This is a genomic window from Geomonas terrae (assembly GCF_004791675.1).
GTDB lineage: Bacteria > Desulfobacterota > Desulfuromonadia > Geobacterales > Geobacteraceae > Geomonas > Geomonas edaphica.
Genome location: NZ_SRSC01000005.1, coordinates 171,471 through 192,852 on the forward strand (window position 1 = coordinate 171,471; position 21,382 = coordinate 192,852).

A 21,382-nucleotide genomic window follows, 5' to 3' on the forward strand; every position below is an offset into this window, starting at 1 on the left:
TTACTATGCCAACTCGGCAGAAATGCGCGCGGAAAAAATGTTTACGGTGTAAGTGGCGGCTTTTGCGCCATCCCTTCCGGGCCGCTGCAGATGTGGCGGCAGCGGGTTGTAATACGAAGTGACTACTCTAGCTACTCAGGAGTGTACTCTGGTTTTGTTCGGCATGGCACGATGGTGCGGGGGAGATAGATCGAAAGATATAGGAAAATGTACCCAATGCCTTATTCAATGTCATCCTTCCTTCAGCTAGTTTGTAGGGAAATTTCTGGCGCTGTCTGTTTGGTGCAGTGTAACAGAGCACCTCTTACAGGGATGTGATGATAGATGCGTGATTACATTAACAGAAAATCGGTACGTTACCAGGGCCAGATCCCGGTGGAGGTCAAACAGGGGATGGGGCTTACCAGGAACTTCAGTACAAGCGGTATCTACTTTGTCACTGATCAGCCGGTAGCACTGGATGAACGCCTCGAAGTGGTGATGCTGCTTGACTATCAGCACATCGGCCAGCGGGTCAGACTGCACTGCATGAGCGACGTGGTGAGAGTTGAGCCGTGTGACGAGTTGCTGGGGGTGGCGGTGGCCGTCGAGGGGTGCCGCTTCGAGCTGGTGATGGAGGACGTAGAAGCGCCGCGCGTGGATGGCGGACCCTGCGGGCACGCCTGAGCCGTGAAGATCTTTTGAACGATTACTGTCCTGTCCGGTTTTAATTTCAATGCATGGAGATCAAAGGAGGAAGTGAAATGAACATGAAGACCTTATTTTCGGCTCTGGCCATCACGGCCGCAGGTTTTGCCACCGCGGTAAGCGCGCAGGCGGCCCAGAATGCGGCGACCCTGGAAGTAACCCCGGGGACCACCGTCGAGGCGAACGTCATCCCGAACCACCCGGCACAGCCCGCCAACAGCTACTTCTACAAGTACTCGGTGACCAACGGCGGGAAGATCGTCGACACCATCCCGGTAAAGATGTGCCTGAAGACCTCGACTGGCGACTGGACTTCTTTCGACGTCAATTTCAGTGATCCCAACGGCAGCACCTACGGCGTCCTCGTTCCCGGCAACACCAAGTTCACCCCTGCCGATCTCGACGTCGACCTGACCAAGTGCAAGGACGTCTTCATCGCCATCGACACTGAACCGCTCGTACTGGCCGACGCCGCCAAGGCCGAGGTGCGGCAGACCAACATAAGCATCAACCCGGAAGGTAAGAACCCCAACAACATCAACGTCAACAACACCTTGCCGAACATCCACATCCTCTACGAGATCAACCCGGCCGCCAACGACACCACCTGCTTCACCACCGACGGCGACGGCAACCTCCTGGCGGCATGCGACGGCACCGCGGTCACCGCATCCGGCAGCAACGCCGGCCGCTTCGCCATCAACGCCAACAAGAAGAACATCGAGGTGGCGACCAACCCCGGACAGTTCTATTACAACATCCTCTGGACCAACATGACCGGCGATGTGCAGGTGGTGAACGTAACTTTCGCTAAAACCGGTGTTGCCGCCAAAGGTGCTAACGCCATCCACGCTTACGCCTTCCCCCCTTCCTTCTCCGGCGTGACCCCCGAGGCCTTCCAGGTGGTGAATGACGGCATCGACAGCCTTGCGGGCGGCTCCGACGACTCCATCGAAGGTATCACTGTTCCCGCCGGTTGGACCCTCTGGGCGAACTACCATATGGAGTGGGCGGGGATCGGATCGATCCTTCCGGCCGGGATCGCCACCACCTGCGGCGTGGCCAACCAGAGCCTGAGTGTCCTCGGCACCGTCACCGATGCCAACGGAGTGCACACCTGCACCTCCGGCGCGCTGGGGTACAAGAAGTAAAGATTGACGCACCGACTGCGATCAATGAAAGAGGGGGGGCGGATTTTTCCGGCCCCCCTCTTTTTGTACCTGCTAGCGCTCCCCTCTCCCGGAGGGAAAGGGGAGATGTTTGTCATATCTGGACTCATTGCTGATCGGGTTTCTTGACCAGGGTGCAGAAAAAAACGCAGCACCTCGATAACGCGCTAAAGAAGGGGGCGATGCTTCCGAAGAGAATACAATAAAATGTAACACTGTTAGTGTTGCGGCGCCGAACAAGTACAACAGTCGAGGAAAGTCATGAAATCTCTCTTTGGTCTCTACCTGCACCTGCGCATCCGTACCCGCATCATCCTGCTCTGTGTCTGTTACAGCTTCTGCATTGTCTTCGCCGTAGGAGCGGGACGCTCCTTCTCCCTGTCGATCTCGGTCATATCCACCGCGCTCTTTCTCATTGCCGGGGCCTTCTTCAGTTCCCTGCTTTTCTGGTCGGTGAACGACGCGCTGAAAAGGATCATCGGCATCCTGGAGACCATGATCAGCGGGGACCTCAGCAAGCCGATCCAGGCCAAGCGCAACAACGAGATCAGCACCATCATCCGCTCCATCGACATGCTGCAGACCACGATGCGGGACATGATCCGCCGGATCCAGCAAAGCTCCGAGCAGGTAGCGCTCACCTCGCACCAGTTGCAGGACAACGCCGACCGCATTTCCGCGGGAACCGACGACGTCGCCTCCCAGACCAACGCGGTGGCCGTCGCCAGTGAAGAGATGGCCGCGACCTCAGGCGACATCGCGAGAAACTGCGTGCACGCCGCCGAGAACTCGACCCGTGCGAGCCGGGCCGCGAGCTCCGGCGCCGACGTGGTGCGGCATACGACGCTCGGCATGGAACGGATCGCAAGCCGGGTGCAGGGGGCCGCCAAGACCGTGGAGGAACTGGGCGCCCAGTCGGACCAGATCGACCAGATCATCGGCACCATTCAGGAGATCGCGGACCAGACCAACCTGCTCGCTCTGAACGCGGCGATCGAGGCGGCGCGCGCCGGGGAGCAGGGGCGCGGTTTCGCCGTCGTGGCCGATGAGGTGCGCGCCTTAGCCGAGAGGACGACCCGGGCGACCCGGGAGATAGGCGAGATGATAAAGACAATCCAGGGGGGGACGCGCGGCGCCATCGCCGCCATCGAGGAAGGGGTGGCTGAGGTGGGAAAAGGGGCGGAGTATTCGGCGCGCTCGGGCGAGGCGCTCGAGGAGATCCTGGCCCAGGTGGGCGTGGTGAGCGACCAGATCAACCAGATCACCACGGCGGCCCAGCAGCAGACCTCCACCACCGACGAGATCACCCGCAGCATCCAGAGGATCACCGACGTCGTGGAGCAGACGGCCCATGGCGTCACCGAGACCGCCGCCGCGGCCTCCACTCTCTCCCATCAGTCGGAAGAACTGCAGCGTCTGGTGCGCCAGTTCAGGCTTTAAAGTCGGCCGCTGGTGGGCCCAGGGGGGGGCTTCGGGACGGTCGCCCGTACGCCTGCCGGGCTTTAGCGGTCAGCGCCGCAGCGCTCTTTCGATGGCCTCCTTCATCGAAGCTACGTTGTACGGTTTCTGAATGAAGCCGCTTGGTATCTCTCCGCCTAGTTCCCGCGCAATTTCCTGCTCGTTGTAGCCGCTGGACATGATCACCGGGACTGCGGGCGCGATGCGGCGCAACTCGCCCAGGCATTGCTTGCCGTCCATCCGCGGCATGGTCATGTCGAGGATCAGGAAGCTGATCCCCGGCGTCTGCCTGAAGATTTCCAGCGCTTCCTCGCCGTCCTTTGCCAGTACCGGCGTGAACCCAAGCTGCTTCAACATCTCCGCTCCCACGTTGCGGACCGCCTCTTCGTCGTCCACGAGCATCGCCTTCGCGCCCGGTTGCATAGCCTCTCTTTGCCTGTCGGTACTTCCCACATCCCCCTTTACCGTGGGAGTTCCAACCGGGAGGAATATCCGGAAAGTCGACCCCTTGCCCGGTTCGCTCGTGATTCTTATCGCCCCTTTGTGCCCCTTTACGATTCCCTGCACTGCAGCCATCCCGAGGCCGCGACCGGTGAACTTGGTAGTGAAGAAGGGATCGAAGAGCCTCGCGATGGTCTCCCGGTCCATGCCGCACCCCGTATCGGTGACCGTGAGGCAGACGTACTCTCCCTCCGGGAGCTCCTCCTGCCATGCTTCGAGGATGTGCTTCGGCTCGCCCGCAGCACTGCCGGTCGTGATCACGATCTCTCCCTTTTCCCCACCGATCGCTTCCGAGGCGTTGATCACCAGGTTCATGACCATCTGCCGTAACTGTGCCGGGTCGCCATCGATGGCAGGGAGCGGCCGGTGCAGATGGTAGCTTAGCTTTGCCTGCCTGGAGACCGAGATCTCCTGAAGGTGAGCGAGCTCCTCGATCACCTGGTTCAGGTCCACGGCCTCGATCATGAACCTCCCCTTGCCCGAATAGGCGAGCATATGCTTGGTGAGGTCGGCGGCCCGTTGCGCGGACTGCTGGATTCTGTGCAGGTTTTCCGCCGCGGCCGCCCCATCGGGCATGCGCATGAGGCCAAGCTCGGCGTTCCCCATGATGGCCATGAGGATGTTGTTGAAGTCGTGGGCGATACCGCCTGCCAGCACCCCCAGGCTCTCCAGTTTCTGGGCGTGCAGCAGCTGCTGCTCGAGCTGGGCCGCCTGTTTTCTTTCCGTGATGTCCTGGATGATCCATATGGAGCCGTCCTCGGCCGCCTCGGGGTTCACCATCTGCCCCGCCACGTTGCACCAGATAACCGAGCCGTCCTTACGTTTCATCTTGAGGTCGGTGGAATAGATCTCCCCGCGCTGCAGCGCGCCGTATCCCGCTTCCCCGACGCTCTGGTACCATGCCTGGTCGACGTAGAAGATCGCCGTGTCCTTCCCAAGTGTCTCCCCCGGGTCATATCCCACGATCCTGTCGAAGGCGGGGTTCGTCCTCTGGATCACCCTGTTTTTCAGCAGGCAGGCGCCAAGGGGCATGGTGCTCAGGATGGTGCGCTGTTCGCTCGCGAGCCGCTCCACCTCACGCGTGCGCTCTTCGACCCGTTGCTCGAGCGAGTCGTTCAGGCGCTGCAGATCGGCCAGGTGTTGCTTTATGCTGTCGCTCATCTCCTTGAAGTTGACGATCAGGTTGTCGGTTTCCGTGATGCCGCTTTTTGGCCAGTCGACACTCCCCCCTGAGGCGAGCCTCGAGGGAAGGTCGCTGGTTACCTTGCGCAGGTTCTCGATGGTCGCCATGATGCGGCGGCTCAAAAAGTCAGCCAGGGCAAGCGACATGAGCAGGATGGCGAACAGGATGGTGAGCTTGCCGGTGTAGCTGTCGTGGAGCTTCTTCTGGAAAGGGGCCACCGGTTGTTCAAGGATCAATTTCCATTCCGCGAAGTCGCCTACCGCGGCCTCGGCGCCGTAATAAGACTTCTTCCACCGCTCGGAGACGGGGGTGTTCGGTGGCGAAACCGGCACCCACTGAGTGATGCCGCCGGGCAGGCTCTTGAGGGTGCCCTTCCCCCTTTGCAGCGGGGCCATGGTCTTCTGCCCGGGCCTGTTGCTCATGATAACTTTGCCGTTTTTGTCCAGCAGCGTGTAAAGGATGTCGCTCGACTCGGAAGCCTTGTCGAACTGGTCCTTCACCTGCTGCAGGCTGAGTACGCCGATCACGTAGCCGTTGTACCCTGCTTCGGTGACCACGGGGGCGAGGACGGAAACGACCGGCTGGGGGACTCCTATCCTCCCCATCACCACCTCCGAGAGCATCGGCTTCAGCGTCTGCTGCAGTTTCGGGATGAAGGGTCGGTCGGCGAAATTCTTGCCGATGTTATTTTGTCCCATCTCATCGGTAAGGGGGTAGAAGGCGATGGTAGTCGCCCCCTTGTCCAGAAGCCCCATGCGCTTGAAGTTGCTGTCGCTCCTGGCCGCCTGCTCCAGGAAGGGTTGCAGCTGCTGCGGGGGGAGGGATGCCGCCATTACGGCAAGCTGCACCACCGGCGCCTTGCGGCTTTTCACCCAAGTCTCCAGGCGTTTCGCCTCCCGCCCTATGTCCTGCGTTAGTCCCTCGCGTATCATGCGGTCCGTGTCCGCGAACTCGCTTCTGCAGCCGATGGCAAGAAGGATCAGGGAGGGGACCAGGACGAAGCCGGCGAGCAGGCTTGAAATCATCTCTCCGAACGGGATGCGCACCGATTTCGACCTGAGGGCGAACCCGGTGAAGAGGAGCCTCGCGATGATGGCGTTAGCGATGCCGTTCATTGCCTGCTTCGTCATGACTATGTAGGTGTTGCTCAAGGGGACCTGCATCACCCCATGGTAGAAAAGGTAAACCAGCGGCATGCCGACCACGATCCAGTACACGGCGTCGGCTGCGACCATGCCGAACCTGCGTCGCTGCATCAGCAACCCGACCAGGGCGGTTTCGGCTATGAGGATAAGGCAGGCGTAGGGGTGATTCCAGAGGAAGTAGGTGTAGCTGCCTATGGCGGCTGCAGCGATGATTCCGCGGGTGAGGCCGAAGAACTGCAAGGCGAGCATCGCGAAGATGCTGCCGAAGAGGAAGTCGATGTTGAGGAAAACGGTGAATTTGAAATAGTTGCCGGCAAGGCCGGCGGCCACCAGGACAAAAAGTGGTATCGGTGGTTTCTTGAAGTCTGACAACTCTGGCAAGGTCTTCTCCCGGGGCGGTGGATGACAGCGTCAACAAGGTGTGTCCAACTGTAAGAAGAAATGCATGACTGTCACAGATGACCGGATACTGTCATAGCTTGGGTGCTAATTAGCATAACAGGTATTCTATAAAATTTTAGTACAGTAGCCTAGGCTTTTTGCAATGTCATTCATCCATTGCGCAAATAGCTGATACCTTCCGGAGGAGCCCACGCGCAAAAAAAAAGCCGCCCGAGGTGGGCGGCTTTGGTCAAAGCAAGTGCGGCGCGTCAGGCCCGCACCCTGCGCTTGCCGTAGACGGCAAGTCCCAGCAAGCCTGCCCCAAGCAGCAGGAAGGTACCCGGTTCCGGCACTGGGGCCAGTTCCGCATCGAAGCTCGTGCTGGCGTGACCGGTATGGGTGATTTCCAGCGCCTGGGTCAGGGAGTAGGGAACGTCGAGTCCCAGCGCCGAAGCGGTGTTGACGTCGCTGAAGGCGAGGCCGCTGTAGAGTTCCTCGGTCAAAACCGTGCTCATGGCAAAGGCGGTGTTGGCGGCGTCGAAGTAGGTACTGTACTTGACCGTTCCTCCCGTGGTCCCGCCGATGGCGGCCTGGAAGGTGGAAGCTGCGCCGGTAAAGCCGGTGTCGGTGAGGTAGATGTAGAGCTTGCTGGTGCCGCTCGAGCCGCTGGTCACGTCGACCGAGTTAAGCTCCAGCCACGGGGAGTCCAGGCTCCCGAGGATAGGGTAGGAAAGCCCGGTGCTCACGTTGGTGGTGAAGGCACCGATGCTGCCGATGTAGGTGACGGCGCCTGCCGCAGGGTTAACGTCCCCCACCCCGTTGTCCCCTATGGTGACGGTATTGACGCCGCCGTCCGTCAGTCTTATGGATAGTGCGTTTGCAGATGTGGCCATCAGCGTCAGGGTGAGCATGATGACCGCCAATCCTCCTCTTCTCATTCGCATGGGTTACCCTCCTTGAGGTTGATACTTTATGTAACGCCCATACGCTCAGCATCATGCATGCCAGTCTCTGGTAAAGCATAAGATTTCAGATAGTTATGCCTGTGATGCCTGCTCGACTTGCCCCCCTTGTTTTACTGCGCGTGCTGCCGTGACCGGCGTAAATCGCGTGAAATCAAGAGCTTGCCCGCCCGAGACCGTGCTGCTGGCAAGCGCGTCAGGCTGTCCGTGACCGTAGCGGCTTTACACCCCTCCTTTACACTTTGAGGGAACCACACGAAAAAAATGAACCGTGACCGCTGTTTGCGCCTCTGAGGGTGGTGTCGGAAAATTAGACACGCTGTGTGTCCAAAACGAAAGGGACCGCCCCTGGGCGATCCCTCGTTGGTGTGTGCCGCTGTTCCGGCCCGACGCAGCACTGCGTCATTGGCCGATTGCCTGTTCGACGCAGTAATCGCGGGAGTCGCTCTTTACCCCCCAGCGCCGCAGGCCGAAGCTGACCGCACGCATGAGGTTGGTCCTGTTGTACGGCTTCTGGTTCAGGAAGAAGTGGGGATCGTCTCCAAGGCGGATGTAGAACTCTCCCGGCGCCTCGGGAGCCCCGGAGAGCGCGCATACCGTGGTGGCGGGGAAGCAGCCCGTTTTCCCTTCTTCCTGGCGGATGAGCTGCGCCGTCCTCGCACCGGAGATGCCGGGGAGGTTGTAGTCCAGACAGACGAGCCCGTAAGGGGTCTGCTCGCCGAGGGCCGTCACGAACTTCTGCAACGCCTCTTCCCCGGTTGCCGCGCAGTCCACGTGGCAAAACGGCTTCAACACCCGTTCCAGAAGCTTGCGGTCCAGTTCGTCGTCGTCGACTATGAGCGCGCGCATGGTACCTTCCTCCGTGTCCGATTGCGTTATGGTGCGGGAAAGAGGCCCGTCGATGGTCTCCATCCCCTGTGTAGTGCAGGTGGTGGCGCCGGCTGCATTGGGGCATCCTGCCCCGTTCCTCGGCGCCGTGCCGGTTGTCTGCCTGGTTGTGCCGATAGTTGATGCCTCGGGAAGGTTCACGCCGTCGTGGCCCTGGGCGATGGTCTCGAACTGGGGCAAAAGCCGCGTGAAAGCGGCCACGACGTAGGGGTCGAAACGGACTCCGCTCATGGAGACTATGTAGGCGCTCGCACGCTTCCACGAAAAGGCCTTCTTGTACACCCGGGAAGTGGTCAGGGCATCGAAGACGTCGGCCACCGAGACGATACGCGCCGCAAGCGGAATGGCCTCTCCCGCCAGGCCGTCGGGATACCCAAGGCCGTCCCAGCGCTCGTGGTGCCAAAGCGCTATGTCGGCGGCCATCTGGAAGACGAGGGCGCTCTCCTCGGGATTGCAGCAGGCCTCGCCGCTGTCCCTGTCGGCGGCGGCGATGATGTCGCGGCCGATGCGGGTGTGGGTCTTCATGACCTCGAACTCTTCGAGGTTCAGCGAGGCGGGTTTCAGCAGGATGCGGTCCGGGATGCCGATCTTCCCGATGTCGTGCAGCGGCACCACCCTGACCAGGCGCTCTATCCACTGCCGGCTCAGCAGGGAGGCGTAGGGCGAGTCGAGCTTCAACGCGTTTCCCAGTGCCAGCGTGTAGTCCTGCACCCGCTTTACGTGGCGCCCGGTCTCCCGGTCCCGTGCCTCGGCGATGCTCGTCAGCAGGTCCACCGCCACCTCGCACGCGTGTCTTTTGTCCCGGCGGTGGCGCTCGAGTTCACGCAAAAGGCGCAGGTTCTCAGCCTCCAGCATCCGCATGGGGTGGTCCTTTGCAGTCTTTTGCCGCTCTTGCGATGTCGGTACCGGAATAAACACGTGCGTCTCCTCATGCATCCCGCCATTTGCGCAGGGGGCACCGTTGAGGTTCCCTCTGCGCCTGCCCCGTTTCGGGGGATGGACGATGATCTCATTAATAGCAGGGACTTGTTTTTCTGTATGTCGGGCGCGGGACGTTAAAGGTGAGAGGCTTTTTCCGACATGCGGCGGTGGCGAGAGGGGAGGAGCGAGCCCTGCGGCGGGAGAGGCGAGGGGGGCCACCTCTCCCGCCGGGGGATCAGGCGTTGTCGCACAGAAGTCCGTTCTTCACGACGTAGGTGGTCAGTTCCGCGTTGTTCTTCATCCCCATCTTGAGCAGAACACGGGTCCGGTAGGTGCTGATGGTCTTGACGCTCAGGGCGAGCTTGTCGGCGATGCCGGTCAGGGTGAGCCCGGAGCCGATCATGCACATGATCTGGTACTCGCGGTCGGAAAGAAGCGTGTGCGGCTCCGCTCCGCGGGGATTGGCGAGCTCGGTGAAGAGGCGCTCCGCCAGGTTCGAACTCAGGTACTTGCCGCCTGTGTGGACCTTGCGGATCGCGTGCACCAGTTCCTGGGAGGCGGTCTCCTTGGTGAGGTAGCCGGCGGCGCCGGAGCGGATGGCGCGGATGGCGTACTGCTCCTCCGGGTGCATGCTGAGCACCAGCACCGGCGTCGTGATTCCCTCGGCCTTCAACTGTTTCAGGGCGTCGAGGCCGCTTCTGCCCGGAAGCGAGATGTCGAGGACGATGACGTCGCAGGCAACGCTCCCCAAACGGGCGAACAGCTCCTGGATGTCCCCCGCCTCGCCGACCACGGTGATGTCGTCGGTGTCGTGCAAAAGTCCCTTGAGCCCCTCGCGCAGTATCTTGTGATCGTCAGTGAGCAAAACCCTTATCATCTCTTTTTCCTCCTTCGTTCCACGGGCATTTCCACCCGAATCGTAGTTCCCTTACCGTGTACTCCCCTGATCTCGGCCGTCCCCCCCCAGCGCAGGGCCCTCTCCTTGATCCCCAGAAGGCCAAGCGACTGCAGGTTGTTGATCTGTTCTTCGTTGATGCCGCGGCCGTTGTCCTCTATTTGCAGCACGATGCCGTCCTCCCTTATGTCGAGCAGGATCTCGGCCTTTGTCGCGCTGGAGTGGCGCATCACGTTTGTCATGCTTTCCTGGAAGATGCGGAAGAGGGAGTTGGCCCGTTCCGGGTCGACCTCGGCGTCGCGCTGCGGGACGATGAGCCGGCAGTCGATCTGGCGCTGGCGGTAAAGCTCCAGCTGTTCCTCGATGGCGGCGACCAGGCCGAGCTCGTCAAGCATGCGAGGGCGGAGGTCCCGCGTGATGCGACGCGCGCACTGTATGGTGACGTTCAGGAGCTCGTTCATCGCCTTCACCTTCGCGGCGTACTTTTCGTCCCCATCCGGGATGCGCTTTTGGAACCAGGCGACGTCCATCATGAGCGCGGCAAGCAGTTGGCCCAGCTCGTCGTGGATCTCCTGGGCCACCGAAGCCCGCTCGTGTTCGGCTACCGTCTCGATTCGCTCCGCCAGTCGCCGCAGGTCCGCGGTCCGCTCGGCCACGGCGCGCTTTAACTCCTCCTTCGCCTCGTGCTGTGCCGTGATGTCGCGGGCGATGCCCAAAATCCCCAGCTGGTTTCCGGCGCGGTCCAGCATCGGGGTTTTCTTCGTTTCCAGCAGGATGCGCCGTCCTCCGCTGCTGTCGGTCAGCCATTCCTCGTGAGCGATCTGACGGCCTGCCGCGAGCACCTCACGGTCCCTTCTTACGAAAAGCTCCGCCTCTTCGGCGTTCCAGATGTCGTGATCCGTCCGGCCGATGATCTCGGCTTCCGGGTGCCCAGCCATCTTCTGAAATGCCGGGTTCGCTGCGAGAAATACACCGTTCACGTCCTTCAGAAAGATCAGGTCCGGGATGGTGCTGATGATGGTACGCAAAAGCGACCGCTCCTGCTCCAGTTGTTCCTCCATCCGGATGCGGTCGGTGATGTCACGGGAGATGGCGAAGATCCCGGTCACCGCGCCGGCATGGTCACGGATCGGCCCCTTCACCACGTTGAAGACGCGGGATTCTCCCAGGTGGTTACGGCGGGATTGTTCGAAGGAGACGATGGCGCCGGTTTCCAGTACGCGCCGGTCGTACGCGAGGATGACCTCCTCCTCTTCCGGCCCATAGATGCGGGTTTGCTCCCTGCCGATCGCCTCCCGTCCGAGAAACTCCAGTCCCGCCTTGTTCATCATGAGGTAGGTCCCCTCGCGGTCCTTGACCGAGATGGGGTCGGGCGTTGTCTCGATGACCGCGTTCAGGAGTTGCCGGCTTTCCCTCAATTGCGCGGTGCGCTCCTCGACGCGCTGTTCGAGGCTCTGGTTCAGCTGCTTGAGCGCCGCGTACGAGAGTGAAAGCTCCCTGGTCATCAGCTGCACGTTGTCGGTGAGCCCCTTGAATTCGCTGGTCACCGGTGGAGGCCACTCGATGGTGGTTCCGGCCGCTATCTGAGCGGGAAGCTCGCGCGTCACGCGCTCGAAGTCCGAAAGGATGGAGGCGATCCTGCCGGCGAAAAGCCTTGAGCAGAAGACCAGCAACACGAGCAGCAGACCGATACCGGAGAGCGCCGCGGTGATCTTCTCGGAGAGCGCAGTGATCGGGCGCCTGAGCGGAGATTCCACCACCAGCTTCCACCCCGGGTACCCGTCAAGCGGCATCTCCTTCACGTAGAACGAGGCAAGCCAGCGCTTGTACGGGCTCAACCCGGGCTTCGGGGCCGGGATCCAGTGGCGTATCCCCTTCGCCACCGGGATCAGGGAGCCCCCTGCAGGAAGAGCGTAAGGGGTGAGGGGGCTTAACTCCGGCTTGGTACTGAGGACCACCATCCCACGGTCGTCGACGAGGGTCACCTGCACGGAGTCTTCGTGCACGAGCTTTTGCAGGAGCTCCGTCAGGCTGCCGAGGTCGGCTACGCCGAATACGGCGCCCCGGTACCCTTCCTTTTCCAGCACCGGCGCGACCAGGATGAGTCTTGGCCCCGGCGCGCCGATCCTTCCCTGGAAGAGCTCCATCACCTCGGGGTAGGGTGGGGCGGAGACCTTCTTCAGGTAACTGCGGTCCGACAGGTCCAGTCCCACGGTGGCCGTCCCGTTCTCGTCGACGGCCGGGGAGAAGGCGATGGTGATGCCGTGCTCGTCCGTCATACCCAGGCGCTTGAAGTCGGTGAGCGACTGGCGCATGTTCTCCAGGTCGCGCCGCATGTCGGTCACCGGTCCGCCGCCGGAGGAGGCAAGGAAGCGGATCACCCCGAGGCTGTTGTCCAGCCAGGATGCCGCGCCGGTCTGGGCCGCGGTGGCGATACGCACCGTTGCCTCCTGGTGCCGCGCGAGGTCCTGACGCATCGTGTGTCTTATATCCAGGTAGAGGAAAAGCAGGGTCGGGATGGTTACGAAGAGCGATATGGCGACGAAGATCAGCTGGCGCAGCCCGGGAAGCCTTTCCTGCCGCCGCCGGTAAAAGCCGTAGCTCATGTGGAGTGCTGCGGCGATCAGGGTGTTGACGATGCCGTTGATCCCCTGCTTGAGCCCCATAACCATGGCGGGCAGCAGGGGAAAGTGCATGACACCGGCGTAGAAGAAGAGCACGAGGGCGATGCCCCCGCTGAACCAGTAGGCCAGGTTGTTGAGGACCGGGTCGCGGTCTTTGGAGAGGTTCAACCGTGCCGTGCAGAGCGTCTCGGCGCAGAAGATGATCACCGCCCAGGGATGGTGCCAGAGAAACCAGGTGCAGCTCGCGGCGATGAGCGTCGCCGTCATCCCTGCAACGAGGCCGAAACGCATGAGGGCGAACATGGAGAGGATGGAGCCGAAGATGAAGTCGACGTTGAAGAAGAACTCCAGCTTGAACCAGTTCAGCACGAATCCGGCGAGGCCGAAGGCGATCCCGATGGCTACCTGGTGCCGGTAGTCCGGCCGGGATGAGTAAGTCTTTTGCGCTTTCTGGTCCGGCATGGCCTACTCCTGAAGCGGTTGAGCGTGTCGGCGTGGGCGTCGATGGATCATTAATAGCAGAAGCTCTCCCGCTTATGGATCGGCCTACTTCCCTTTTTTCTGTAGTCTTTTTCCTACAAGCGGCGGACGCCGGGAGGCCGGAACTGTAGTCGCGACCCCTACAACAGTTGCAGCCTCTTTCGGATTTACACAAAAGCGCTTAGGGCGTTAAAGGTGAATCAGGTGGAGAGTCACCGCTGAGGAGGAGGGGGAAATGGGTGTACCAGGGCATGAGGCGGGTGGGAGCATGGTGGAAGAGAGGAGGGACGGCGTCCAGGCGGGAAGGGGGGAGCGCGTCGACGCCAGGATCGCCATCTTCGAAGGACCCTATCAGAAGACGCTGGTATTGAACTATTCGGTGAACGTGGGCCGAGGCGGCCTCTTCGTCGAGACTGCCCAGATCCGGCCGGTGGACACCCTTTTGACCATAAAGTTCAAGCTTTCAAACCGCGACGCCATCATCGCCTGCCAGGCCCGGGTGGCCTGGGTCCGTGAGCCGGGAAAGAAAAAAGAGAAACTTCCCTCCGGCATGGGCCTCTGCTTCGTCGGGCTTTCCCTCGCCGACCTGCATGCCCTGAGAAGGTTTTTGGAGCGCTCGAGCATCACCCCGGTGTGGTAGGTCACAAAGGAAGCGAGGTCCTGCTCACCACGGTGCGCAGCGCAAAGGATGACTGCACCCGCAGGACTCCGGGGAGCCCGGTCAGCTTGTTGTGCAGGCGCAGGTAGTCGTCCGTGTCCTTCACCGCGACGCGCATCAGGTAATCGACGTCGCCGGACATGAGGTAGCACTCCATCACCTCGGGAACCGTGGCGATCGCCTCCTCGAAGGCAGAAAGCCTCTCACGCTGCTGTCCGTCAAGCGTCACCCGCACGAAGACGTTCCCCGGTTTGCCCGCACGCCCCTGATCCACCAGCATCACGTAGCGGTCGATGATGCCGCTTTGCTCCAGAAGGCGCACCCGGCGCAGGCAGGCCGACTCGGAAAGCCCGACGAGCTCGGCCAGCTGCACGTTGGTCAGCCTGCCGTCTCTCTGCAACTCGTTCAGGATGGCCCGATCAATCCTGTCTACGGCTGTTTCCGCAAGATTCCTCATCGATTACCCCTTATGGTGAAATATCCTGCGAAAAAATACCGTTTCTGTCGCTTGTTCGCAAGAAAAAATCCCGGTCGATCTGGTATGCTGAGACGCCGGTCTAATGAACCCGGCCCGGACTGCGGTACAATGCTGACAGTCGGCACACTCATCAAGGGGAGAGGGAGCGCAGATGGTCGTCGGGATACTGAAGGAAATCAAGGTCGAAGAGAATCGTGTCAGCATGACCCCCGCCGGGGTCGAGGTCATGGTGGGGCACGGGCATACCCTGCTGGTCGAGAGTGGAGCCGGCAACGGCAGCGGATTCTCCGATGATGCCTATCGCAAGGCGGGCGCCGAGATCGTGGCCGAACCGGCCGAGATCTACGCACGGGCCGAGATGGTCATGCACGTGAAGGAACCGCAGTCAAGCGAGTACGAGATGATCCGCGAGGGGCAGATCGTTTTCACCTACTTCCACTTCGCCGCCGCGGAGGGACTCACCCGTGCCTTCATTAAGAGCGGGGGGGTTGCCGTCGCCTATGAGACCATCACCGGTCCCGGCAACACGCTTCCGCTGCTCACCCCGATGAGCGAGGTCGCCGGCCGCATGGCGGCGCAGCAGGCCGCCAAGTACGCGGAGCGGGCCCAGGGTGGGCGTGGCATCCTTTTGGGCGGCGTTCCCGGTGTTGCGCCGGGCACCGTCGTCGTGATCGGCGGCGGCGTGGTGGGGACCCACGCGGCGCAGATGGCCTGCGGCCTGGGCGCCAAGGTCTACCTCCTCGACATGAGCCTCGAGCGCCTGCGCCACCTCTCCGAGGTCATGCCGAAGAACTGCTTCCCGGTCATGTCCTCTCCCGCCGTCATCCGCGAGCTGGTGCAGCAGGCGGACGTTGTGATCGGCGCGGTGCTCGTGCACGGGGCGAAGGCGCCAAAGCTTGTGACCCGCGACATGCTGAAGGGGATGAAGCCGGGTGCTGTCCTCGTCGACGTAGCCATCGATCAGGGTGGGTGCTTCGAGACCTCGCGCGCGACCACGCATCGCGAGCCGACCTACCTGGAGGAGGGGGTGCTGCACTACTGCGTGGCGAACATGCCCGGCGCGGTGCCGCTCACCTCGACGGCCGCCCTCACCAACGCAACGCTCTCCTATGCCGTGTCGCTTGCCGATCGCGGCTGGCGCGAGGTCGCGCGCGAAAGCGCCGGCGTGCGTGAGGGGATCAACATCGCTTTGGGCCAGGTCACCTACCGCGGCGTCGCCGACGCCTTCGGACTTCCCTACACCCCGGTGGAGACGCTGCTGGGATAGATGGTGTGTGAAAGTCCCCCTTTGCGAAGTGGGATTCAGGGGGATTTAGCTGGCTGGCAAAAGAAAATCCCCCCGGCCCCCCTTCGCAAAGGGGGGAGCCACAAGCCTAAAAAAAGAGGCCGTCCCGGAAGGGGCGGCCTCTTTTGCGTCAGGTGCGTTAGTGGGAGGGGGGCTTCAAGTGCAATTTGCGCAGCACGCTCTCGTTGACCTGGAGCCGGACCTTGCGCGGGTCGACGATGGGGACCCGGTGCCCCCAGCTGGAACGCAGCAGGGACTGGGCCATTTCGCCCGCCTGCCCACCCATGTCATGTGGGTCGATGTCGAGGGCAACCGCGGCGCCGTTTTTCACGTACTGTCCGGTGAAGCTTACCGCCGGGACCGCCTGGGTCATCGAGAAGACGAGTAGCGCCTCCAGGTTGACCGTGGTGATGGCGGTGCTGTCCGGCAAAAGCCAGAGCAGGTCGATGTCCCCCTTCAGTTTCTCCAGTTTCCCCTGCAGGTCGCGGGGGTTGCGCAGCGTCTCGGTGACGATGGTGACGCCGTAGCCCTCCGCCTCGGCGAGTGCGCGTTTGACGTAGAGCCCGGAGAGCCTCGGGTCGTAGAGCACCCCCACCCGCTTGGCCCGCATCTGGGCGAAGAGCTCAAGGTAGTGCTCCGGTGCGGCGGTCATGGCGATGCCGCCTATATGATCCGGGACCGCCCTCTGGGTGAGCGCCAGGGATAGCAGGGCGAGCACCGGGACCTCCCTGGTCTTGCGGCATTCGTTCAGGGCGCGGTCTCCCAGAGCGATCAGAAGCCTCGGGCGCTCCTCCCTGACCAGACGCTGCACGTCGACGTCGGAGTAGTCCGAGAGCACGAGGGTCTTCGAATCGAGTTTGGCGGCGCCATGCAGGCCGCGCAGCGCGTCGGTATAGACGGGGCTGCGGCCGCTTTGCAGGATGAGCACGTCCAGAGCCTCGGCTAGGCGCGGCGACACCAGCATGATGAAGAAAAGCAGCATGTAGGGGATCGGTGTGCGCATCAGAAGCGTAGCCTCCCCCCGAACTCAAACCACCGCGGTGCCGCGGGGCGGAAGTTGTACTGGTACAGCTTGGTGTCCAGGAGGTTGCGCACCGAGAAGAAGAGCTCCGGTGACCGGTCCGAGGAAGGCGCGAGCTTCTGGGTCACGTGCAGGTCCAGGAACATTGCCGTCGAGTCGGCACCGGGTGTGGCGAGGTTCCAGTCGCTGTAGTTGGCGGTCAGGACAGAGGTGAGGCCGATCTCCTCGTTCTGGTAGGTGAGCGCCCCCTTGACCGCGTGGCGCGGGCCGCTCTCGCCGCCGCTTAACTGCTCCCCGGTTTTTTTGTTGCGGGCGTCGGTGAAGGTGTAGCCGCCGCTTAGCATGAAGCCGTACAAGGAAGAGGTGCGCCACTCCATGTCGACCCCTTCGCGGCTCTGTTCGTCCCGGTGCAGTACGTTGTAGCGGTCGATGGTCTGGATGTTCCAGACCTCGTTGTCAAACAGCATCACCTTGAGCCACAGGTATGGGATCGCCGTGCTCTCGATTCCCGCTTGCACGGTACGGATCTGCTGCAGTTTGTGCGGCACCTGTCCATCCATGGAGCCGTAGTTGCTGATGAGCGGCATGCTGTAGCCGTACGCCGCATAGCCGCGCAAAAGGGTGTTGTCGGTCAGGCGGTAGGTGGCGCCAAGGGTGCCGCTCAGGGCGTCGTCCAACAGGTTGAAGCGGTCGAAGCGAGCCCCGGGGAGCACGGAGAGCTTTCCGATGGTATAGGTGCCGCTCAGGTACGTGCTGTAGCGGGTGAGGGTTTTATCGATGTTGAAGTCGGGGATGGGCAGGATGAATTCACGTTGCTGCACATCGGTCTGCTCGTACTCCACCCCGGCCTTCAGCCCCCGGCTCGCATCCCCCCAGTTGAGTGCCGCCTCGTACCCTTGGTACACTTCACGCGCCGTTGCGTGCATGAAGGGGTTGGGCGTGGCGACGAAGTGCCCGACGACGTGTGCGGTACTGCGTTTCCCACCGCGGGCGTTCACCTCGAGCGATAGACGCTCGGCGAGCGGGTACTGCACCGAGAAGTAGCCGTTCAGATAACGGGCCGTCCCGGTTTCCCAGAAGTCGCGAAGGGAGGACTCGCTTAGGCTCATGTCAGCATCGCGTGCGTCGACTGCGAGGATTGCCCTGCCGCCGTTTAGGAAGTCGTAACTCAGCTTTCCGAAGCCGTGATTGAGATCGACGTCGTTTCGGGGGATGAGGCCGTCCGAGAAGAGCTTTCCGCCGGTCAGGTAATACCCGAGCCGCTCTACGGTGCCGCTAACCTCCGCCCTCAGGTCAGTGGTGGCGTTCTTGCCGATAGAGGCTGAGGCGAGGCCGGTCGCCGGGGTATCCTGTGCGGGGAGCTTGGTGACGATGTTGATCACCCCGCCGAGAGACGAGCCCCAGGCTGCCGAGGCTGCCCCCTTGATGATCTCGATGCGTTCGATCATCTGCACCGGGATGCTGCCGATATGGGCGATGTTGTCGGAGCTTACGAAATTCTGCGGCACCCCGTCGATCTGCACCAGGACGTGCCGGTTCGTGCTGCCGAGGATGTCGTAAAGGACGACGTTGCCGGGAGTCTGCAACAGGTCCACCTGGACGCCGGGGACCGTCTGAAGCACGTCGGCCACGGTGTGAGCGTTGAGCCGGGCAATCTCGTCGGCGTCTATTACGGTAACGTTTTCCGCGATGAGCGAAGCGGGGCGGGGGGAATGGGGGACTGCGGCGACATCTTCGCCGGACAGGCCGAGCGAGCGCGTCACCTCGTCCGTATCCTCGGCGCGAAGCTGGGTGACGGCCATGGGGGACAGGACCATCAGGGAGGCAAGCAGGATTGTGATGAGCTGTTTTGCCGTCAAAAGGGTTTCCCCGGAAAAGAGCCGTTGACAGTTGCAGAATTTCTAAATGAACTGGCACAGAGATTGTTGCATACCTATCAGGTTGATGCTTTTCTGTCAAAGGAATTTAGGTAATACAGTGCTTATGCGGCCAATGTTGGACGAAGCAACGATTTATTACAGTTGAATCCCGCAGCATATCTGGTATAGTTCTCCGCCAGACTCCATGTAATGCCTCGTGTACAAACATTCACACTGCCTCAGATCAGCGGCCTACAGGCTCAGCTCCAAAGCCCGCTCTGCACGCAGCTGTTACACACAAAGATGAAGCCGCCGTCTGCACCAGCCGGCCACTATTCGGCCGCGGCGCCGACCCCAACAAAGGCCTTGCCATGGACACGCCTTCTCCCGCCGGACGCTTAGGCGCCCTTCGCTCGAGCTTCCAATACAAGCTGTTCCTGCGTTTTACGCTCTTCTCCGCGCTGATCACCGTCGTCTGCGTCACGCTCTTCGTATTACACCAGATCAACCAGAACAAGCGGCACGCCGCCGAGATGCTCCGCCTGCAGGCCCATGCCCTGGCCGACTCGGTGCGGCTTCCCCTTTACGCGGAGAACACCGACCTGCTCGAGTCACACGCACGTCAGGCGCTTACCCTTCCCGAGATCCGTGGCGTGGAGATCGCAGCCGCGAATGGCAGGATCATGGTGCGTCTTGGGACTAACGCGGGGGCGGACCTGATCCAGCAGAGCGTGCAGGTGCGGGGCAACCCGCTTACCGTGCTTCCCGAGGCGGGGCAAGGCGAGCAGCGGCCAGGTGAGCTTATCGGCGAGGTGCGCCTTTTCCGCGGCACCCGTGACCTGTGGCGGGAGGGGAGGCGGCTTGCCTTTCTGAGCGTAGTGCTGGCCACGGCGAGCTGGCTCTTCATCCTCTTCTCCTGCTATCTGATCCTTAAAAGGGTGACCGCATCGTTCAACTCGCTGATGCAGGGGCTGGAGAACGTCCATTGCGGCGACTACGTCTCACGCATCGCCGTACTTTCAGATGACGAGCCGGGGCGGGCCTCCGCGTCGCTGAACGATCTGGCCGAGTCGCTCCGGCAACGCGAGGAGGAGAACCGTCGGCTGCACGCGGAACTGCTGGCAGCCATGGAGTTCGAGATCGCCTCGAAGGAACAGCTGGTCACCATCAACCTCGATCTGGAGAAGGAAATCGAGCAGAGGACCCAGGCGCGCCAGGAACTAAAGAACCTGGTGGAACAGCTCCCCATGGGGATCGTCTGGTCCGACGAGCGGGGCGGTGTCGAGTACCTGAACGCCTTCATGACGAAGAGCTTCGGTTATCGCCAGGACGAGGTTCAAGATGTCGACCAACTGCTCGCCCTGCTTTGCCCCGAACCGGAGTACCGCGAAAGGGTCGCCGGCAAGCGCCGCGCCGCCATCGAGGCCTGGGAGCAGGGGACCCGGGTCACCTTCTACGAGGTGAACGCGCTTTGCAAGGACGGCACCGTCAAACACCTGAACTGCAGCAACCAGCGCTCCGGCGCGCGTATCGTCGACATCATGATCGACATGACCGAACGCGAGCTTTTGCAGCAGCAGATCGTGAGAAACCAGAAGCTGGAGTCGATCGGCGTTCTCGCCGGCGGGATCGCGCATAACTTCAACAACGCCCTGACCGGTGTGCTGGGCTACATCTCCTTTGCGAAAAAGTTCATCGATCCGTCGCACAACTCCCACGAGCTTTTGCAGCAGGCCGAAAAGGCGACCATGCGTGCCGCCGGTTTCGCGAACCAGCTCCTAAGTTTTGCCAAAGGGGGAGCCCCCCTGAGAAAAGCCGTCCCGGTCGCGAGGCTGGTGGACGAGTCGGTGCAGCTTGCCACGCGCGGTTCCAACGTTACCTATCTACTTGATCTGCCGCCGGACCTCCCCCCGGTGTACGTGGACGACGGTCAGATCAGGCAGGCCTTCAACTGCATCTGCATCAACGCGGTGCAGGCGATGCCGGACGGCGGCACGCTGACCGTGCGCGGTAGAATGGCCTCGACGGACGCGGAAAGGCTTCCGGCTCCCCTCTGTGGTTGCTACGTCGAACTCTCGTTCCAGGACGAGGGGGTCGGCATCCGCGACGAGCACAAGTCGAGCATCTTCACCCCGTATTTCACGACCAAAGCGGCGCTTGGCACCGGGCTCGGCCTTGCCACGGTCCACTCGATCATCACCCGGCACGGCGGGGTGATCACCTTCGACACCCTCTTGGGAAAAGGAACCACCTTCACCCTCTATCTCCCCGTTTACTGCATCGAATCGGCGCAGCCGAAGGTGGAAGCCGACGCGGAGCGCGAAGCGCAGCAGGCGCTTGTCAGCTGCAGCAGGAGAGTCCTTGTGATGGACGACGAGGAGATGATTCGGCTCCTCGCAGCCAAGGTCCTCGCGGCCAAAGGGTACGAGGTGACCCTCTGTGCGAGCGGCGATGAGGCCGTCGCCATGTACGGAAGGGCATCAAAGGAAGGGGTGCCGTTTTTGGCAGCGGTTCTTGATCTCACCGTCCCAAATGGGATGGGGGGTAAGGAGGCGGCGCGTCTGATTCTCGCTCAGGATCCAGCGGCGCGGCTCATCGTGTCCAGCGGCTACAGCAACGACGAGGTGATGGATTCGTACCGGGATTACGGGTTTTGCGGGAGTGTGGTGAAGCCCTACGATTCCGACAAGCTCTGCGGGGTGCTGGAGGCGCTGTAAGAGGGGAGGGCTGAATGGCTGAATGAGGGTGGAAGCTCTCCCTTTTGCGAAGGAACATCCGGGAAATTAG

The 21,382-nt window shown here is 61.8% G+C and carries 14 protein-coding genes; 6 read left to right on the plus strand and 8 right to left on the minus strand.

The features are described from left to right. Window positions 1-324: 324 nt before the first annotated feature. From E4633_RS18860 to E4633_RS18870, 3 genes are all read left to right on the plus strand, one after another. Window positions 325-666, plus strand: coding sequence for a PilZ domain-containing protein (locus E4633_RS18860; RefSeq protein ID WP_135872651.1), 342 nt, complete (start codon window positions 325-327; stop codon window positions 664-666). Between the two features lie 83 nt (window positions 667-749). Continuing rightward, the gene (locus E4633_RS18865) at window positions 750-1,838 is read left to right on the plus strand and encodes a hypothetical protein (protein ID WP_135872653.1); all 1,089 of its coding nucleotides are present in this window, start codon (window positions 750-752) and stop codon (window positions 1,836-1,838) included. Between the two features lie 279 nt (window positions 1,839-2,117). After that, a complete protein-coding gene (locus E4633_RS18870) occupies window positions 2,118-3,296 on the plus strand; it encodes a methyl-accepting chemotaxis protein (RefSeq protein WP_135872655.1) in 1,179 nt (392 codons plus the stop codon). Between the two features lie 69 nt (window positions 3,297-3,365). On the opposite strand, the gene E4633_RS18875 is transcribed toward E4633_RS18870, so the two are convergent. The 5 genes from E4633_RS18875 to E4633_RS18895 form a co-directional block, all read right to left on the minus strand. Next, complete coding sequence (locus E4633_RS18875; RefSeq protein ID WP_135872657.1) at window positions 3,366-6,524, minus strand: hybrid sensor histidine kinase/response regulator; 3,159 nt, start codon at window positions 6,522-6,524, stop codon at window positions 3,366-3,368. A gap of 269 nt (window positions 6,525-6,793) precedes the next feature. Beyond that, the gene (locus E4633_RS20835; RefSeq protein ID WP_246038243.1) at window positions 6,794-7,468 is read right to left on the minus strand and encodes a PEP-CTERM sorting domain-containing protein; all 675 of its coding nucleotides are present in this window, start codon (window positions 7,466-7,468) and stop codon (window positions 6,794-6,796) included. 420 nt (window positions 7,469-7,888) lie between these two features. Further along, a complete protein-coding gene (locus tag E4633_RS18885; protein ID WP_162605035.1) occupies window positions 7,889-9,292 on the minus strand; it encodes an HD domain-containing phosphohydrolase in 1,404 nt (467 codons plus the stop codon). 238 nt (window positions 9,293-9,530) lie between these two features. Continuing rightward, window positions 9,531-10,172 (minus strand): response regulator, encoded by a 642-nt coding sequence (locus tag E4633_RS18890; RefSeq protein ID WP_129127916.1) that lies wholly within the window; start codon window positions 10,170-10,172, stop codon window positions 9,531-9,533. Continuing rightward, window positions 10,169-13,276: a sensor histidine kinase gene (locus E4633_RS18895; RefSeq protein ID WP_135872661.1), complete on the minus strand. Its 3,108-nt coding sequence runs from the start codon at window positions 13,274-13,276 to the stop codon at window positions 10,169-10,171. The genes E4633_RS18890 and E4633_RS18895 overlap by 4 nt, the downstream gene beginning before the upstream one ends. 253 nt (window positions 13,277-13,529) lie before the next feature. Here E4633_RS18895 and E4633_RS18900 point away from each other — a divergent pair, with 253 nt between their 5' ends. Further along, window positions 13,530-13,934, plus strand: a complete 405-nt coding sequence (locus E4633_RS18900; protein ID WP_135872663.1) for a PilZ domain-containing protein — start codon at window positions 13,530-13,532, stop codon at window positions 13,932-13,934. 1 nt (window position 13,935) lies between these two features. On the opposite strand, the gene E4633_RS18905 is transcribed toward E4633_RS18900, so the two are convergent. Further along, complete coding sequence (locus E4633_RS18905; protein ID WP_135872665.1) at window positions 13,936-14,409, minus strand: Lrp/AsnC family transcriptional regulator; 474 nt, start codon at window positions 14,407-14,409, stop codon at window positions 13,936-13,938. 172 nt (window positions 14,410-14,581) lie between these two features. On the opposite strand from E4633_RS18905, the gene ald reads away from it, so the two are divergent. Then, a complete protein-coding gene (gene ald, locus E4633_RS18910; protein WP_135872667.1) occupies window positions 14,582-15,697 on the plus strand; it encodes an alanine dehydrogenase in 1,116 nt (371 codons plus the stop codon). A gap of 157 nt (window positions 15,698-15,854) precedes the next feature. Here ald and E4633_RS18915 read toward each other — a convergent pair whose 3' ends face one another. Together E4633_RS18915 and E4633_RS18920 are read right to left on the minus strand one after the other, a co-directional pair. Beyond that, a complete protein-coding gene (locus E4633_RS18915; protein WP_135872669.1) occupies window positions 15,855-16,718 on the minus strand; it encodes an ABC transporter substrate-binding protein in 864 nt (287 codons plus the stop codon). Continuing rightward, window positions 16,718-18,595, minus strand: a complete 1,878-nt coding sequence (locus E4633_RS18920) for a TonB-dependent receptor plug domain-containing protein (protein ID WP_246038244.1) — start codon at window positions 18,593-18,595, stop codon at window positions 16,718-16,720. Before E4633_RS18920 ends, E4633_RS18915 begins: the two co-directional genes overlap by 1 nt. 371 nt (window positions 18,596-18,966) lie before the next feature. Between E4633_RS18920 and E4633_RS18925 the strand changes: the two genes are divergently transcribed. Further along, entirely contained in the window at window positions 18,967-21,312 is a 2,346-nt protein-coding gene (locus E4633_RS18925; protein ID WP_135872671.1) for a hybrid sensor histidine kinase/response regulator, read from the plus strand. Window positions 21,313-21,382 lie beyond the last annotated feature (70 nt).